The sequence below is a fragment of the Halococcoides cellulosivorans genome (assembly GCF_003058365.1).
Lineage (GTDB): Archaea > Halobacteriota > Halobacteria > Halobacteriales > Haloarculaceae > Halococcoides > Halococcoides cellulosivorans.
Map to the genome: position 1 here is coordinate 699,672 of NZ_CP028858.1, position 13,677 is coordinate 713,348.

The following is a 13,677-nucleotide window of genomic DNA, read 5'->3' on the forward strand; positions in this document are numbered from 1 at the left end:
AGGGACGTTATGAGTAATACTAATTCGAGACTCCACAGTCTCATCGCCGACCTGAAGGCGGCCGCCCGGCGGTCCGGCGGGGACGTCTGGGGCACGGTCGCAGACCGACTCGAGAAACCCCGGCGCACACACGCCGAAGTCAACCTGGGGCGGATCGACCGCTACGCCCAGGACGACGAGACCGTCGTGGTGCCGGGCAAGGTCCTCGGGGCTGGCGCACTCCAGACGGAGGTTCGCGTCGCCGCAGTGGACTTCTCCGGGACGGCTGAGACGAAGATCGAACAGTCCGGCGAGACGCTCTCGCTCGAAGAAGCCCTCATCCGCAACCCCGAGGGCTCGAACGTCCGGGTGATCCGATGAACGCCAACACCTTCGAGGCCGACGCGGTGATCGACGCCAAGGACTGCATCCTCGGGCGGGTCGCCAGCACGGTCGCCGAACGCGCGCTCGACGGCGAACGGATCGCCGTCGTCAACGCCGAAGACGCCGTCATCACGGGTGACGACGAGGACATCGTCGAGACCTTCCGGACCCGTGTCGAGATCGGCTCCGATCGGGGGCCGCGCTCGGTCAAGCGACCGGACGCGCTGTTCAAGCGATCGATCCGGGGAATGTTGCCCCACAAGAAGCCTCGCGGTCGGACCGCTCTGGAGAACGTCCGGGTGTACGTGGGCAACCCCTACGACGACTCCGGGACGGTTCTGGAGGACACCTCGCTGGATCGGCTCTCGAACATCCGGTTCGTCCAGCTGGGCGAGGTCAGCGAACGCATTGGAGGCTCCGTGACATGGTAACGAACACCTCAGGCAAGAAGAAGACCGCCGTCGCCCGCGCGACCGTCTCCGAGGGTGACGGCCGCGTCCGTATCGGTTCCCGCCCGGTCGAACTGGTCGACCCGGAGCTGGCGAAACTCAAGATGCTCGAGCCGTTCCGCATCGCCGCCGACGACCTGCGCGAAGCCGTCGACGTCGAGGTGACCGTCGAGGGCGGTGGCGTGATGGGCCAGGCCGACGCGGCCCGGACCGCCATCGCGCGCGGCCTCGTCGAACACACCAACGACGCGGAACTCCGGGACGCCTTCATGTCGTTCGACCGCACCCTGCTGGTCAACGACGTGCGCCAGCCCGAGGCCAAGAAGTGGGGCGGTCCCGGCGCCCGCGCTCGATACCAAAAATCTTACCGCTAAGGTGATCGGAACATGATGGTACCGGTCCGATGTTTCACCTGTGGCACCGTCGTCGCCGACGAGTGGGAGGAGTTCAAAGACCGCGCCCGCGAGGGCGACGAGGATCCCGAAGCCGTCCTGGACGAGCTCGGGGTGGACCGACACTGCTGTCGGCGCATGCTCGTCTCGCATAAGGACCTCGTCGATATCGTGGCCCCCTACCAATAATGCCCCCCCAAACGACCAGCAGATACGAGAAAGCCCGTATGCTCGGCGCGCGGGCGCTGCAGGTGGCATACGGGGCACCGGTACTGATCGACACCGACCAGACCCAGCCGATCCTCATCGCCGCCGAGGAGTACGACGCTGGCGTCCTCCCGTTTACGATCAACAGAGAGCAATAGCGAATACACTCAATCCATGACACTTATCACCGACGTACGACTGCGACGCATCCTCGACTCGCGCGGAAACCCGACCGTCGAAGCGGAAGTCACCACCGAGAACGGTGGCTTCGGCCGCGGTGCGGCCCCGAGCGGTGCCTCCACGGGCGAGCACGAAGCGATCGAACTGCCGGCGAGCGAGGCCATCGCGACGGCCCGCGACCACGTCGTCCCCCGCCTGGAGGGCGAGGTGTACGCCGCCGACCAGCGCGCGGTCGACGGTGTGCTCCACGCCGCCGACGGCACGGAGAACTTCTCGGAGATCGGTGCGAACTCCGCGGTCGCGATCAGCATGGCCGCCGCGAAGGCCGCGGCCGACGAACTCGGCCTCCCGCTGTACCAGCACCTCGGTGGCGCGTTCCGTGGTGACCAGTTCCCCACGCCGCTGGGCAACGTGGTCGGCGGTGGCGAACACGCCGAGGAAGCGACCAACATCCAGGAGTTCCTCTCGGCTCCGGTCGGCGCACCGAGCGTCACGGACGCGATCTTCGCGAACGCGGAGGTTCACGACCGGATCAGTTCGATCCTCGAAGAGCGAGGCATTCCCTGTAACAAAGGCGACGAGGGCGCGTGGGCCCCGCCGATCGGCGACGACGAGGCCTTCGAGGTCCTCGAAGAGGCCACCAACGAGGTCGGCGAGGAGTTCGGCTTCGAAATTTCGTTCGGCCTCGACATGGCCGCCGCGGAGATGTACGACGCCGACGCCGACGAGTACGTCTACGAGGGCGAGTCGAATCGATCGACCGACGAGCAGATCGACTACGTCGTCGAGATGGTCGAGGAGTACGACCTCGCCTACGTCGAGGACCCCCTCGACGAGAACGACTTCGAGGCGTTCGCGGAACTGACCGACCGGGTCGGCGACCAGACGCTGATCTGTGGCGACGATCTCTACGTGACGAACGTCGAGCGCCTGCAGGAGGGCATCGACCTGGGGTCGTCGAACTCGATTCTGATCAAGCCCAACCAGATCGGCACGCTCTCGGACGCGGTCGACGCGATCGAACTCGGTGCCGAGAACGGCATCGAGTCGGTCGTCTCGCACCGCTCCGGTGAGACCGAAGACACGACGATCGCACACCTGGCCGTCGGCGCCGCCGCGCCGTACATCAAGACCGGAACGGTCGCCGGCGAGCGCACGGCCAAGCTGAACGAACTCATCCGCATCGAGGAGTCCGCCTGATATGAGCGACGACGAGGAGCAAGCCCAGACCGAGGAATCGTCCGACGACGCGCCAGTCGTCGAAGAATCGCCCGACGAGACCGTCGGGGACGAAATCGTCGAGGAGGCCGCCGAGGCCCAGGCCGCCGCCGAAGCGGCCGACGAGGATGACGTCGAGCCTGCGGGAGACGAGACCGAGGGCGCCGATACGGCGCCTTCGGACGCCCCCGCGCAGCCCGCCGAGGACGTCATGCCCGAGGGCGAGGCTGCGGACCTGCTGATCCCCGTCGAGGACTACCTCGGCGCGGGGGTCCACATCGGGACCCAGCAGAAAACCGACGACATGGAGCGGTTCATCCACCGCGTCCGGACCGACGGCCTCTACGTCCTCGACGTCAGCCGCACGGACGAGCGCATCCGCACGGCCGCGAGTTTTCTCGCGAACTACGACCCCGAGCAGATCCTCGTGGCCTCCTCGCGGCAGTACGGCCGCTACCCGGCCGAGAAGTTCGCGGACGCCGTCGGGGCCCGCGCCCGGACCGGCCGATTCATCCCGGGGACGCTGACCAACCCCGACTACGAGGGCTACATCGAGCCGGACGTCGTGGTCGTCACCGACCCGATCGGTGACGCTCAGGCCGTCAAGGAAGCCATCACGGTCGGCATCCCGGTCATCGCGATGTGTGACTCCAACAACACCATCGGGAACGTCGATCTCGTGGTGCCGACGAACAACAAGGGCCGCAAGGCGCTGTCGGTCGTCTACTGGCTGCTCGCCAACGAGACGCTCGACCGCCGCGGCGCCGAACCGGCGTACGCGCTGGCCGACTTCGAGAGCGACCTGTAGACTTCGGGCGGCTTGCTTCTCGTCGCTCGGTTCGTGAGTCTGAAACGCCTGTCTCTCCTGGCGGTACTGTGACCGACATCGAGCCAATAGCGTGGACAGAGGGTGGCTACGCCGACCCGGAACGTGACCTCGACGCCGCGAGCGTCGCTGAGATGGCCCATCAGAGTGCCCACCTCCTCCATCAGCACGGCCTCCGCGCGGGCGGGCGCCTCGCCGTGGTCGACGGTGTGGGCCCGTCGCTGCCTGCCGTGCTCGGGACGCTCGCGGCCTGGAGCCTGGGCGCACGCGTGTGCGTCGAGCCTGGCGACGCCGACGTCGCCTTCGCGCCGACCGGCCACGCCCTCGACGCCGACCCGGCCCGTCGGGTCGTCCGGTACGGCGGTGATCCGCCACCCGACGCGATCGGCTTCGAGCGCCACCTCTGGGGGGAGAACACCGTTCCGCCACCGGAATCTGTCGGCCCGGAGACGCCGGCGGTCGACGGGGTCGATCACGCGACGGTCGCCGCGGCGGCCCGCGCGGTCGCCGCGGAGTCCGACGCCGAGCACGTGACGATCGAGGGATCGATCGACGGGCCCGCCGCGCTCGTCGCCGCGTGCGCGGTGCCGGTCGTCGCGGGCCGCTGGGTGGGGCCAGAGGGGACTCCGATCGACCGCGAGCGCGTGGAGCGCGCGCTCGACGAGGCGTCGGGGTGAACTGACCCCGGGTTCGATCGGTCGTCTCGACGCACCGTTCCGCCCGCCGCCAGCTTCAGGGCCGCTCGGGTCTGTCACTCGGATATGCAGCCACGAACGTTCCTTCGTCTCGACGGGGCCGCCGTCTTCGCGCTGGCGGTCGGCGGGTACCTCTGGCTCGACGGCCCGATCTGGATGCTCCTCGTCCTGGCGCTGGCGCCCGATCTGTCGATGGTCGTCTACCTCGCGGGCCCGCGGGTCGGGAGTCTGGGCTACAACGTCGTCCACAGCTATACGGTCCCGCTCGCGATCGGCGCGGCGGGCGTCTGGCTGGACGCGCGACTCGCCCTCTTGATCGCGCTGATCTGGATCGGGCATATCGGCGCGGATCGGCTGGTCGGCTACGGCCTGAAATACGAGTCTGGATTCACAGAGACGCATCTCTCGACGCAGCCGGTTCCGACCGAGGTACTCGACGAGACGTAGTGCTCTCCCGACCGTGGTTCACTCCGGACGGACGCCACGAGCGTCGCGGCCAGACCGACCGATCGGTCGTTGCTCACCGCACGTTTAACTGGCCGCCGTGCCTTTCTGGAATCATGAGCATCGACGCGGACGATTCCCGGGAGGAAACCGGTGTCCTCCCCGTCGACATTTCGCTCACCCTCGGTGAGGGTGGTGAGTTGTGGGTCGCACGCGACGAGGACACGGGTGTCACCTCCCAGGGCCCGACCCGCGAGGCCGCCCTCGACAACCTCGACGAGGCGGTGGCTGGCTATCGTGGGGCTGGTGAACCGCCGAGCGATGCGGACCTCCGCGAGGCGGGCATCGATCCGGAGCGCAACGAGTCCGGGTCGATCGACGAGTCGGATATCTTCGAGTGAGCGATGACTCGCGGACCGTTTTCCGGGGTCGAGGTCGTCACTGAGATGGTGAACAGCGGGATTTTCGAGTGGGATCGGACGACCGGTGATCACGCGATCCTTCGATGGGAACCACCCGCAGATCACGACAGTGACGCTCGAACCGTTCCCGTCCCACTGCACGACGAACTCGATCGCGGCACGCTCAGGAGCATTGCCGATCAGGCGGGGGCGCGGGAGTTCGATGCGTTCTGTGAGTGGATCGACCGAAATCGCTGAGAACTGTCCCGCTCGCCCGTCTCACTCCGGCCGAACGTACGCCGCGAGCGTCGCGACGATGCCGAGCAGCCAGCCGACCGGGACCGACAGCATGACCCAGAGCGCGACGATGGTCGCGCCCTCCAGGTCGAACGTTCGGACGAACCAGTCTCTGACGCCCAGCGGCGCGAGAACGTGCGCTCGTCCCCACGCGGCGATCGAGGAACTCAGTGGCTCGATCACCTCGTAGACGGGCGCGTAGAAGAGTGCGGCGACGACCGGCGGGAGGACGAATGCGGTCACCGCCAGCGGGTACGCGATCACGACCGTCGAGACCCGGCCCCCGTAGGTGCCCGTGAGGTAGGCTCCGCCCGCGGCGACGACGGCGACGACGCTCGCCACCGCGACCGCGAGGAATCCGCCCGCGACGACGCCGAGTTCGTATCTGACGAGCAGGCTCAACCCGCCCCAGGCGATCGCCGCCAGCACGAGTACGCCGACCAATCCGATCCGGGTGGCCAGCGAGTCGAGTTTGACCGCCTGAAACCGGATCACGTAGCCCGCGAGGACGAACGGATAGAGCACGGCGATGACGACGGCCCCGATCGCCGCCCAGAGCCGATAGGTGGCCATGCCGGCGGTCGTCGAGGGCTTCCACTTGCCGAGCACCGACTGACTGGCGTTCAACTGTCTGGGATAGCGGATCTCCATCCAGGTCTCGTGCAGCCGCTTGAGATCGACCACCAGCCCGCCGACGAGGCCTGTCCCGCTCCCGTTGCTCATAGCTACAGTTCGGGCGCCCCCCGCTTATCGTTCACGACTCTCCACGATCGGAAGGATTTCTGGCTCTCGGCGTGTCGATCCCGGTGTGCCATCGTTTCGGGACCTCGAACGGGCCGCGTACTGTCCGCGCCAGCAGTACTACCACGAGCGTCGCGACGCCGAGCCGACGGTGCCAGAGCGCGTCACGGCCCGCCGCGCGATCGCCTTCGAGTACGAGCGCCTCCTTGCCGACCGGGTGGCCCGCCGCGAGGCTCCGCTCGCGGTCGACCCCGCGGTCTGGCGCGAGCGCATGGACCGCGCTCGCGAGCGATGCGATCGCTTTGCCGACCTGGTCGATCCCCCGGCGACGGAGGTGTACATCGAGGGCAGCGATGCCGGCGGCATCGTCCACAAACTCCTCACCGACCCGCCCGAACCGGTGCTCGTCAGCGCGGGCACCCCACCGGAGACCGGGGTGTACGACCCGCAATCCGTCCGGGCGACCGCCGCCGCACAGGCGCTGGCCGACCGTGAGGGACCCGTCGAGCACGCGACCGTCGAGTATCCCGCCGTCGGGCGGATCCGCCGGATCGCGATCGGAGCGCGACGACGCGGGCGGTATCGCGAGGTCTGCCGGACGGTCGCCGCGATGGAGGATCCGCCCCCACGGATCGACAGTACGTCGAAATGCGAGGCCTGTGAGTTCCAGGAGACGTGCGGGACGCCGACGCGGTCGGTCCGGTCACTCCTCGGCCTGTAGCCACTCCCGAACCGCGTCGGCAGCGGCCCCCGGGCGGTGGATTTCCCGCTGTTCGACGTCGACGACCGTCGAGGGCGCGCCCGATCCCCGCCCGCCGTCGAGGACGACCGCCGCGTCCTCGATGTCGGGGTCGATCTCGGCGGCCGTCGTCGGCGCGCGGTCGCCACTGGGGTTCGCACTCGTCGCCGTGAGCGGGCCCGTCTGGGCGAGCAGGTCCCGAGCGATCGGGTGATCGGGAATCCGGACCCCGACCCGATCGCGGCCACCGGTCAACGCGTCCGGGACGACCGATCGCTTCTGGACGACGAGTGTCACCGGGCCGGGCAGGAACGCCGTTGCGAACGCCGTCTCGCGTCCTCCGAGGTGGACGTACTCCGCCGCACTATCGAGGTCCGGCACGGCCATCGAGATCGGTCGATCCCGATCGCGCCCCTTCGCCTCGAAGACGCTGCTCACGGCCCGTTCGTCGAGGGCGTCGGCGCCGAGGCCGTAGACGGTCTCGGTGGGGTAGACGACCAACTCGCCGCGTTCGATCGCGGAGACGGCGGCGTCGAGACTGGGCATACGCGTTCGGAGGACTGGCGCTCCAAAATGGCTCCCGGATTCGTCTGGGGCCGCTGGACGGCAGCGAACGACGCGAGGGCAACCCTTAATTTTGGGGCGCGGAAACGTTTTCGTCCGATGCATGCGCTGGTCGTTTTACAGACTGGGCTCGAAACGTTCGTCCCCGAATGGGTGATCTTCGGCGGCGGCGTCACCGTGATCGGCGTTTTGCTCGTCCTCTCGGCGTTTTTCTCCTCCTCGGAGATCGCGATGTTTTCGATCCCGTCTCACCGCGTGAACGGCCTGATCGAGGAGGGTATTCCCGGCGCGAAACGCCTCTCGAAACTCAAAGAGGACCCCCACAAACTGCTCGTGACGATCCTCGTGGGCAACAACGTCGTCAACATCGCGATGTCGTCGATCGCGACGGGCCTGCTCGCCCGGTATCTGGGCAGCGGCATCGGCGTCGCGGCCGCGACGGCGTCGATCACGACGCTCGTCTTGATCTTCGGGGAGATCGCTCCCAAGTCGTACGCGGTCGAGAACACCGAGTCCTGGGCGGTCACGATCTCGCGCCCGCTCCAGGTCTCCGAACTCGTGCTCAAACCCGCGGTGATCTTCTTCGATCGGATCACGACCGTCATCTCATGGCTCACCGGCTCGGAGACGGCGATCGAGACCTCCTACGTCACGCGCGAGGAGATTCAGAGTCTGATCGAGACCGGCGAGCGCGAGGGTGTCTTCGACGAGGACGAACGCCAGATGCTCCAGCGTACTCTCAGGTTCAACGACACGATCGCGAAGGAGGTCATGACGCCACGCCTGGACGTGACGGCGATCTCCGCGGACGATTCGGTCGAAGAGGCGATCGAGACCTGCGTCCAGTCGAGTCACACGCGCTTGCCCGTCTTCGAGGGCAGTCTCGACAACGTCATCGGCGTCGTCAGCATCCGTGATCTCGTCCGTGATCGCGATTACGGCGAACACGACGCGGCGCTGTCGGACATCATCGAACCGACGCTGCACGTCCCCGAATCGAAAAACGTCGACGAACTCCTCACCGAGATGCGCGACCAGCGGGTGCACATGGTCGTCGTCATCGACGAGTTCGGCACGACCGAGGGCATCGTCACGATCGAGGACCTCACCGAAGAGATCGTGGGGGAGATCCTCGAAGGGGAAGAAGAAGAGCCGATCGACGTGATCGACGACGACACCGTCGTCGTCAAAGGCGAGGTCAACATCGAGGAGGTCAACGAGGCCCTGGGCGTCGAGATTCCCGAGGGCGAGGAGTTCGAGACCATCGCCGGGTTCGTGTTCAACCGGGCGGGCCGTCTCGTCGAAGAGGGCGAGGTCATCACCTTCGGTGATCTCGAAATCCACATCGACGAAGTCGAGAACACTCGCATCATGAAAGCTCGTCTGTCACGACGAGAGACGTAAGATCGACACGCCCATACGCGTCGGGCCGCTTGGTTCTGATAATGTCGTGCCGGTGGCCGGAGGATCTGGATTCTTGGGTGGGAACGTTCCGTGATCGTCTCGACGACAACGCGACGTTCAGCGAGCATTCGGCAGGATGGGGCGTCTCGTTCGACGGCGACATCCTCCTGACGATCGAGTCCGACGAGCACCTCCCGGAGGGTCCGATGCACCTCGTGCTCGAACTCGAAGACGGCGACTGTCTGGGCGCGCGTCGCGTCGAGGACCCCGACAGCGTGGCCTTTGGCGTCTCGATCGCCGGGACCTACGCCGACTGGGAGCGCCTCTTGACCGGCGAGGAAGACGTCGCTCGCATCATGACCCAGGGCCCGTTCGACGTCGACGGACCGAAGCTGAAACTGCTCTCCTATCGGTCGGCACTCGCAGAACTCGTCGAGACGGCCCGCCGGACCGACGTCACGTTCACCCGTCTGAACCGGACGCCCGGTGCTCGCTGATCAATCGCTCGACCATCGCTGCGTTCTGTTCGCGCCGCCGCTCGTCGGCGTACGATTCCCACTCGTCGATCGCCGCCTCGACGTCGGATTCGCGTGCGACGGCGAGTTCGTCGACCTCCTGGACGGTCACCGCCTCGGCGGGTGCGACCGGCACTCCCTCTTCGAACAGCACCCGATCGGACTGATCGGAGAGCCCACCGGTCCGGAGCACGAGTCGCGGCCCGATGTCCGCGAGCAATCGGGCCGTCGAGGTCCCCGCCCCGGTGGCGTCACGAAAGAGGACGACGTCGCCTTCGACGACGCCGAATCGCTCGTCGGCGTCGCGGATCGCCGCCTCGGTGAACTTCTCGACGACCTTGACGGGCGTCAACTCCGCGCTCGCCTTGCGGTCGACGTCGGCGAAGTCGTCGTGATCGAGTTTCCAGAGCGCCTTGAGCCGTTCGAGTTTGCCCTCCAGGGATTCGACGCGCTCGCGTTCGTCGTCGAGTTCGCGCTCCAGGCGGTCGATCTCGCGTTCGAGGCGACTCACTTCGCGGCGCTCGCGCAGGTCCGACCGCTCTGCGGAGCGCGCGTCGCGCAGTTTCTGCTCGTACTCCTCGATCGTCGCGTCACGGTCCGCCAGTTCGCGTTCCAGGTCCGCGACGTACGCTTCGAGTTCTGCGACGCGCTCTGCGAGTTCGTCGGCCCGACGGCGAGTCTCGTACTCGGCGCCCCTCGTGCCCGTTTCCCCGTCGTTCGGATCGCTGTCGAGGTCCGCGAGGACGACCTCGACGCTGGTCTCCTCGGTCAGGACGCGCCGAATGACCGTCCCGCGATCGACGTCGGCGGGCACTTTCGCGGCGATCCGGTCGAACTGGTCGCGGTGGTCGTCGATCGCAAACAGCGCCGCGGCGAGCGCGTCGCGTTCGTGGTCGTTCTCGACGGGGTGCTCGCGGGTCCGGTGGGCTTTCTCATCGACGGGCAGATCACTCGTCGGCGTCCAGCCCGCGGCCTCGACGCTCCGGCGGATCTTCTCGACGGTCTCGGGCATCGGCGTCACGTCCGCGGCGACGAGCACCGGCCGCCCGCGCTCGACGATCCACTCGACGACGCCACCGCGATCGATCGACCGCGTCGAGGTGACCTCCAGGAGGTGCCCGTCCAGATCGACGAGTGCGATCGCGGTCGTCGTCCCGGGGTCGATCCCGACGACGACGTGATCGCGGCGCTGGGTGAGTGGCTCGAAACTGATGCCGTCGCCGCGCTCGCGCTCGATCGTGACCCGGACGTCGCCCGATCGCCCGGTCGTCACGGGGATCTCGGCGGGCGTCGCCGCGACGGTGAAGACGGCGTTCGCGAACCCGCCGTACTTCTCGGTCACCTCGCGGTCGTATTCGAGGCCGGCCTCGTCGAGTGTCTCACCGACCTCGCGGGCGCGGCGCTTGACCGAGCCGTGGATTCGACGGGTGTAGCGATCCTCGCTCGACCCGCCCTTGCCGGGCGAGCGGCCTCGCGAGACCTTGACGCGCGTGCGATCGGTGAACGCGGAGACGACAGTGCCGACCCCCGCCGCGGCGAGGTGTGCGCTCGCGGTCGCCTCGGCCATGGGATCCCGGTCGTAGGGGACGTCGTGGCGATTCGCGACGCGCGAGAGCGGTTCGGGGTCGGGCCCGCCGGTCACCTGGACCAGCCGGGTCCCGGCAGGCAGCCCTCTCAAGAGGTCGATCAAGGCGTCGCGATCTTCGGCGAGTTCGTAGACGTTGTCCGTCGCGACGATCGCCGGTTCGGCCGCCTCGATCCGCCCGAACAGCTGTCGACGGCTGACCGTCGCGCGCACGAGGTCGTCGTCGAGTTCGGCCAGGGCGTACTGGGGGGCGTCCCCGCGGACGTCACCCGACTGGACGTCCACGCCGAAGACCGTCTCGTCGAGTGCGCGGGTCCGGTCGCTCACTGGGTCGACCAACGCGATGCGCGTGATTGAACCCCACGATCGACGAGGCCTGGACCGCGACCCCACGTAGACTACGTCCCGTTCGTGGGCGACCGCTCCGCGACGGATGCTTCGTCGCCACGGTTGATCGCATCGGCCACCGGGAGTTCGACGACGAAGACGCTCCCGCGGGGGTCGTTGCGCTCGACCCAGACGTCGCCGTCGTAGTGGGCGACCAGCGTCGCGACCAGATACAGCCCGACGCCCTCCCCACTCTCTTCCGGGGCGAACTCGCGGTCGAGCAGGCCCTCCATCCGGCCCGGTTCGACACCGGGGCCGTCGTCGGCAATCCGGACGCGAACCCGATCGTCCGTGACCGATCCGCTGATCTCGACGGTCGGGTCGCCGTCGTTGTGTTTGATCGCGTTCGTGATGAGGTTGTGATATATCGTCGAGAGTAACTCGTCGGCCCAGACGTCGACGTCCGGGTACGGCCCCAGTCGAATCTCGGCGTGGGGGAAGACGTCGCGCGAATTCTCGACCTGGGTCGAGAGGACGCGCCCCAGATCGATCGCCCGTCGGTCGCGGTCGGCGTCGCCGGCGAACACGTCGACGAACTTCCGCATGCGATCGGTCAACTCGATGGCGTCGTCGGTCGTCCGCTGGAGGCGTGCGACCGCGCTCTCGGCCTCGGGGTCGACCCGCCCGTCGAGGTGGTCGGCCACGCCAGCGATCACCTGGAGGTGGTTCGCGACGTCGTGACGGACGATCCGGTTGAGCAAGACCAGTTGTTCGTGTTCGGACGCCAGTCGCGCCCGCTCGGTCGCCAGATCGGCGGCCCGACGCTGGCTCCGGACGGCGTACAGCCCGACGAACAGGCCGCCGAGGGCGCCGCCGGTCATGTTGCCGAGGACGATCGGGTGACCCAGTCCCGCGACGGGGCCGACACCCAGGCGCACGACCGCCGCGAGCGCGACGGCGAGCGCGACCACCAGTCCGCCGAGATACCAGGCCCCGAGCGTGACCGTCTCGCGCGCGTCGAACGCGCCGGTGACGACGGTGATCGCGCCGACGACCTGGAGGGCGGCCAGTGCGAGTGGGACGAGCCCACCGAGGACGAGTGCGAGCGCCCCGTCGAGCGCGCCCAGACGGATCGCGATCGCGAGGCCGAGTTCGAGGGCGACGAGCGCGATGACCGCGCCGAACGCTCCCCGGACCGCGATCGGGGGGACCGCGCGGACCCGTTCGCTCACGCCCTCAAGCATCGTAAAATAAAACACGTTCCACTCGTGAAAATTTTTCGATTCGTCGCGTCAGCCCGATTCCGGGAACGGGACGTCGATCTGGAGGCCGTCGCGAGCGAGGACGACCTCGCCGTCGAACACCGCGGCGGCCTCCTCGCGGAGGCGGTCGGCGTTGCCGGCGTACCGGGCGGAGACGTGGGTCAGCGCCAGTCGGGTCGCGCCGGCGCGCTGGGCGAGTTCGCCCGCGTCCCGCGCGGTCGCGTGCCCGGTCGCGCGGGCGCGCTCGCGGCGGTCCTCCGCGAACGTCGCGTCGTGAACGAGGAGGTCGGCCTCGGTGGCGGCCTCACGCACGGCCGTCGTCGCCATCGTGTCGCCGGTGTAGACCACCCGTCGACCCGGGCGAGGTGGACCGACGACCTCCTCGGGCTGGATCGTCCGTCCGTCGTGCTCGATCGGTTCGCCCCGGTGCAGGCGGCCGTACTTCGGCCCGGGTGGAATCCCCAGTTCGTCTTCGGCCTTCTCGCGGTCGAATCGACCTTTCCGATCCGCCTCGATCAGGACGTACCCCACGGAGGTCGTCCGGTGGGTGGTCTCGACGGCCGTGATGCGGTACTCCTCGGCGTCGAGGGCGACATCGCCGCCGCCGACCTCGTGAATCCGCACCGAAAGCGAGGGCTCACCGACCGCGTCGATCAACCGCCGGATGCGCCCGCGCGTGCCACGCGGGACGTGGATCGCGACGGGATCGGAGCGATCGTTGAAATCCCAGGTCTGGAGCAAGCCGGGCAATCCGAGGACGTGATCGCCGTGGAGGTGGGTGATGAAGACGTGATCGACGTCGAAGCCCGTCCCGTAGCGCATCATCTGGCGTTGGGTGCCTTCCCCGGCGTCAAAGAGGAGCCGGTCACCCTCGCGTTCGAGCATGACGGCGGAGGGGTTGCGCTCGGTGGTCGGGACGGCCCCGCTGGTGCCGAGGAAGGTCACGTGCATAGGCGGGGGTCACCCGGCCAGCGCCAAACCCCCATCGATCGACGGTCGGGCGACGCGACCGTCCCAGCGCAGTCCGGAAAGCGGGGGTTTATGCCGCCGACCTGGCTGAATTCGGAT

Annotated in this window: 19 protein-coding genes; 14 read left to right on the plus strand and 5 right to left on the minus strand. The window is 68.0% G+C overall.

The window, feature by feature from the left end; genetic code table 11:
- Window positions 1–9 precede the first annotated feature (9 nt).
- The 11 genes from HARCEL1_RS03365 (at window position 10) to HARCEL1_RS03415 (ending at window position 5,433) form a co-directional block, all read left to right on the plus strand.
- The gene (locus HARCEL1_RS03365; RefSeq protein WP_108381190.1) at window positions 10–360 is read left to right on the plus strand and encodes a 50S ribosomal protein L18e; all 351 of its coding nucleotides are present in this window, start codon (window positions 10–12) and stop codon (window positions 358–360) included.
- Window positions 357–794, plus strand: coding sequence for a 50S ribosomal protein L13 (locus HARCEL1_RS03370; RefSeq protein ID WP_108381191.1), 438 nt, complete (start codon window positions 357–359; stop codon window positions 792–794). Before HARCEL1_RS03365 ends, HARCEL1_RS03370 begins: the two co-directional genes overlap by 4 nt.
- Window positions 788–1,186, plus strand: a complete 399-nt coding sequence (locus HARCEL1_RS03375; protein WP_108381192.1) for a 30S ribosomal protein S9 — start codon at window positions 788–790, stop codon at window positions 1,184–1,186. The genes HARCEL1_RS03370 and HARCEL1_RS03375 overlap by 7 nt, the downstream gene beginning before the upstream one ends.
- Before the next feature lie 12 nt (window positions 1,187–1,198).
- Entirely contained in the window at window positions 1,199–1,393 is a 195-nt protein-coding gene (locus HARCEL1_RS03380; RefSeq protein ID WP_108381193.1) for a DNA-directed RNA polymerase subunit N, read from the plus strand.
- Window positions 1,393–1,569 carry a DNA-directed RNA polymerase subunit K gene (locus HARCEL1_RS03385; RefSeq protein WP_108381194.1) on the plus strand — a complete coding sequence of 59 codons (177 nt, stop codon included), beginning with the start codon at window positions 1,393–1,395 and terminating at the stop codon, window positions 1,567–1,569. The genes HARCEL1_RS03380 and HARCEL1_RS03385 overlap by 1 nt, the downstream gene beginning before the upstream one ends.
- A gap of 16 nt (window positions 1,570–1,585) precedes the next feature.
- Window positions 1,586–2,791, plus strand: a complete 1,206-nt coding sequence (gene eno, locus HARCEL1_RS03390) for a phosphopyruvate hydratase (protein ID WP_108381195.1) — start codon at window positions 1,586–1,588, stop codon at window positions 2,789–2,791.
- A 1-nt stretch (window position 2,792) separates the two neighbouring features.
- Window positions 2,793–3,617 (plus strand): 30S ribosomal protein S2, encoded by an 825-nt coding sequence (gene rpsB / locus HARCEL1_RS03395; protein WP_108381196.1) that lies wholly within the window; start codon window positions 2,793–2,795, stop codon window positions 3,615–3,617.
- A 68-nt stretch (window positions 3,618–3,685) separates the two neighbouring features.
- On the plus strand, window positions 3,686–4,312 hold the full coding sequence (locus HARCEL1_RS03400) for a hypothetical protein (RefSeq protein ID WP_108381197.1): 627 nt from the start codon (window positions 3,686–3,688) through the stop codon (window positions 4,310–4,312).
- Between the two features lie 84 nt (window positions 4,313–4,396).
- Window positions 4,397–4,777, plus strand: a complete 381-nt coding sequence (locus HARCEL1_RS03405) for a DUF4260 domain-containing protein (RefSeq protein WP_108381198.1) — start codon at window positions 4,397–4,399, stop codon at window positions 4,775–4,777.
- A gap of 113 nt (window positions 4,778–4,890) precedes the next feature.
- Window positions 4,891–5,175, plus strand: a complete 285-nt coding sequence (locus HARCEL1_RS03410; RefSeq protein WP_108381199.1) for a type II toxin-antitoxin system HicB family antitoxin — start codon at window positions 4,891–4,893, stop codon at window positions 5,173–5,175.
- 3 nt (window positions 5,176–5,178) lie between these two features.
- Complete coding sequence (locus HARCEL1_RS03415) at window positions 5,179–5,433, plus strand: type II toxin-antitoxin system HicA family toxin (RefSeq protein ID WP_108381200.1); 255 nt, start codon at window positions 5,179–5,181, stop codon at window positions 5,431–5,433.
- A 21-nt stretch (window positions 5,434–5,454) separates the two neighbouring features.
- Here the strand turns inward: HARCEL1_RS03415 and HARCEL1_RS03420 are convergent, their stop codons facing one another.
- Window positions 5,455–6,195 (minus strand): hypothetical protein, encoded by a 741-nt coding sequence (locus HARCEL1_RS03420; protein ID WP_108381201.1) that lies wholly within the window; start codon window positions 6,193–6,195, stop codon window positions 5,455–5,457.
- An 85-nt stretch (window positions 6,196–6,280) separates the two neighbouring features.
- Between HARCEL1_RS03420 and HARCEL1_RS03425 the strand changes: the two genes are divergently transcribed.
- Window positions 6,281–6,934, plus strand: a complete 654-nt coding sequence (locus HARCEL1_RS03425) for a hypothetical protein (RefSeq protein WP_108381202.1) — start codon at window positions 6,281–6,283, stop codon at window positions 6,932–6,934.
- Here the strand turns inward: HARCEL1_RS03425 and HARCEL1_RS03430 are convergent.
- On the minus strand, window positions 6,917–7,498 hold the full coding sequence (locus HARCEL1_RS03430; RefSeq protein ID WP_108381203.1) for an L-threonylcarbamoyladenylate synthase: 582 nt from the start codon (window positions 7,496–7,498) through the stop codon (window positions 6,917–6,919). The genes HARCEL1_RS03425 and HARCEL1_RS03430 overlap by 18 nt on opposite strands.
- A 117-nt stretch (window positions 7,499–7,615) precedes the next feature.
- On the opposite strand from HARCEL1_RS03430, the gene HARCEL1_RS03435 reads away from it, so the two are divergent.
- Together HARCEL1_RS03435 and HARCEL1_RS03440 are read left to right on the plus strand one after the other, a co-directional pair.
- Window positions 7,616–8,920, plus strand: coding sequence for a hemolysin family protein (locus tag HARCEL1_RS03435; RefSeq protein WP_108381204.1), 1,305 nt, complete (start codon window positions 7,616–7,618; stop codon window positions 8,918–8,920).
- Between the two features lie 41 nt (window positions 8,921–8,961).
- The gene (locus HARCEL1_RS03440) at window positions 8,962–9,417 is read left to right on the plus strand and encodes an SCP2 sterol-binding domain-containing protein (RefSeq protein WP_159077002.1); all 456 of its coding nucleotides are present in this window, start codon (window positions 8,962–8,964) and stop codon (window positions 9,415–9,417) included.
- Here the strand turns inward: HARCEL1_RS03440 and HARCEL1_RS03445 are convergent.
- The 3 genes from HARCEL1_RS03445 to rnz all read right to left on the minus strand — a co-directional run bounded on the left by HARCEL1_RS03445 (window position 9,383) and on the right by rnz (window position 13,560).
- A complete protein-coding gene (locus HARCEL1_RS03445) occupies window positions 9,383–11,347 on the minus strand; it encodes a DUF460 domain-containing protein (protein WP_108384059.1) in 1,965 nt (654 codons plus the stop codon). The two genes, HARCEL1_RS03440 and HARCEL1_RS03445, sit on opposite strands and share 35 nt — an antisense overlap.
- Before the next feature lie 71 nt (window positions 11,348–11,418).
- Window positions 11,419–12,591, minus strand: a complete 1,173-nt coding sequence (locus HARCEL1_RS03450) for a sensor histidine kinase (RefSeq protein WP_108381206.1) — start codon at window positions 12,589–12,591, stop codon at window positions 11,419–11,421.
- A gap of 48 nt (window positions 12,592–12,639) precedes the next feature.
- Window positions 12,640–13,560, minus strand: a complete 921-nt coding sequence (gene rnz / locus HARCEL1_RS03455; protein ID WP_108381207.1) for a ribonuclease Z — start codon at window positions 13,558–13,560, stop codon at window positions 12,640–12,642.
- Window positions 13,561–13,677 lie beyond the last annotated feature (117 nt).

Bases quoted from the DNA above. Each gene is read 5' to 3' on its own strand.
- HARCEL1_RS03430 (WP_108381203.1), bottom strand. From the start codon at position 7,498: ATGCCCAGTCTCGACGCCGCCGTCTCCGCGATCGAACGCGGCGAGTTG.
- HARCEL1_RS03415 (WP_108381200.1), top strand. From the start codon at position 5,179: ATGACTCGCGGACCGTTTTCCGGGGTCGAGGTCGTCACTGAGATGGTG.
- HARCEL1_RS03410 (WP_108381199.1), top strand. From the start codon at position 4,891: ATGAGCATCGACGCGGACGATTCCCGGGAGGAAACCGGTGTCCTCCCC.
- HARCEL1_RS03380 (WP_108381193.1), top strand. From the start codon at position 1,199: ATGATGGTACCGGTCCGATGTTTCACCTGTGGCACCGTCGTCGCCGAC.
- HARCEL1_RS03385 (WP_108381194.1), top strand. From the start codon at position 1,393: ATGCCCCCCCAAACGACCAGCAGATACGAGAAAGCCCGTATGCTCGGC.
- HARCEL1_RS03435 (WP_108381204.1), top strand. From the start codon at position 7,616: ATGCATGCGCTGGTCGTTTTACAGACTGGGCTCGAAACGTTCGTCCCC.
- HARCEL1_RS03370 (WP_108381191.1), top strand. From the start codon at position 357: ATGAACGCCAACACCTTCGAGGCCGACGCGGTGATCGACGCCAAGGAC.
- rpsB (WP_108381196.1), top strand. From the start codon at position 2,793: ATGAGCGACGACGAGGAGCAAGCCCAGACCGAGGAATCGTCCGACGAC.
- HARCEL1_RS03405 (WP_108381198.1), top strand. From the start codon at position 4,397: ATGCAGCCACGAACGTTCCTTCGTCTCGACGGGGCCGCCGTCTTCGCG.
- HARCEL1_RS03375 (WP_108381192.1), top strand. From the start codon at position 788: ATGGTAACGAACACCTCAGGCAAGAAGAAGACCGCCGTCGCCCGCGCG.
- HARCEL1_RS03450 (WP_108381206.1), bottom strand. From the start codon at position 12,591: ATGCTTGAGGGCGTGAGCGAACGGGTCCGCGCGGTCCCCCCGATCGCG.
- HARCEL1_RS03365 (WP_108381190.1), top strand. From the start codon at position 10: ATGAGTAATACTAATTCGAGACTCCACAGTCTCATCGCCGACCTGAAG.
- rnz (WP_108381207.1), bottom strand. From the start codon at position 13,560: ATGCACGTGACCTTCCTCGGCACCAGCGGGGCCGTCCCGACCACCGAG.
- HARCEL1_RS03440 (WP_159077002.1), top strand. From the start codon at position 8,962: ATGTCGTGCCGGTGGCCGGAGGATCTGGATTCTTGGGTGGGAACGTTC.
- eno (WP_108381195.1), top strand. From the start codon at position 1,586: ATGACACTTATCACCGACGTACGACTGCGACGCATCCTCGACTCGCGC.
- HARCEL1_RS03420 (WP_108381201.1), bottom strand. From the start codon at position 6,195: ATGAGCAACGGGAGCGGGACAGGCCTCGTCGGCGGGCTGGTGGTCGAT.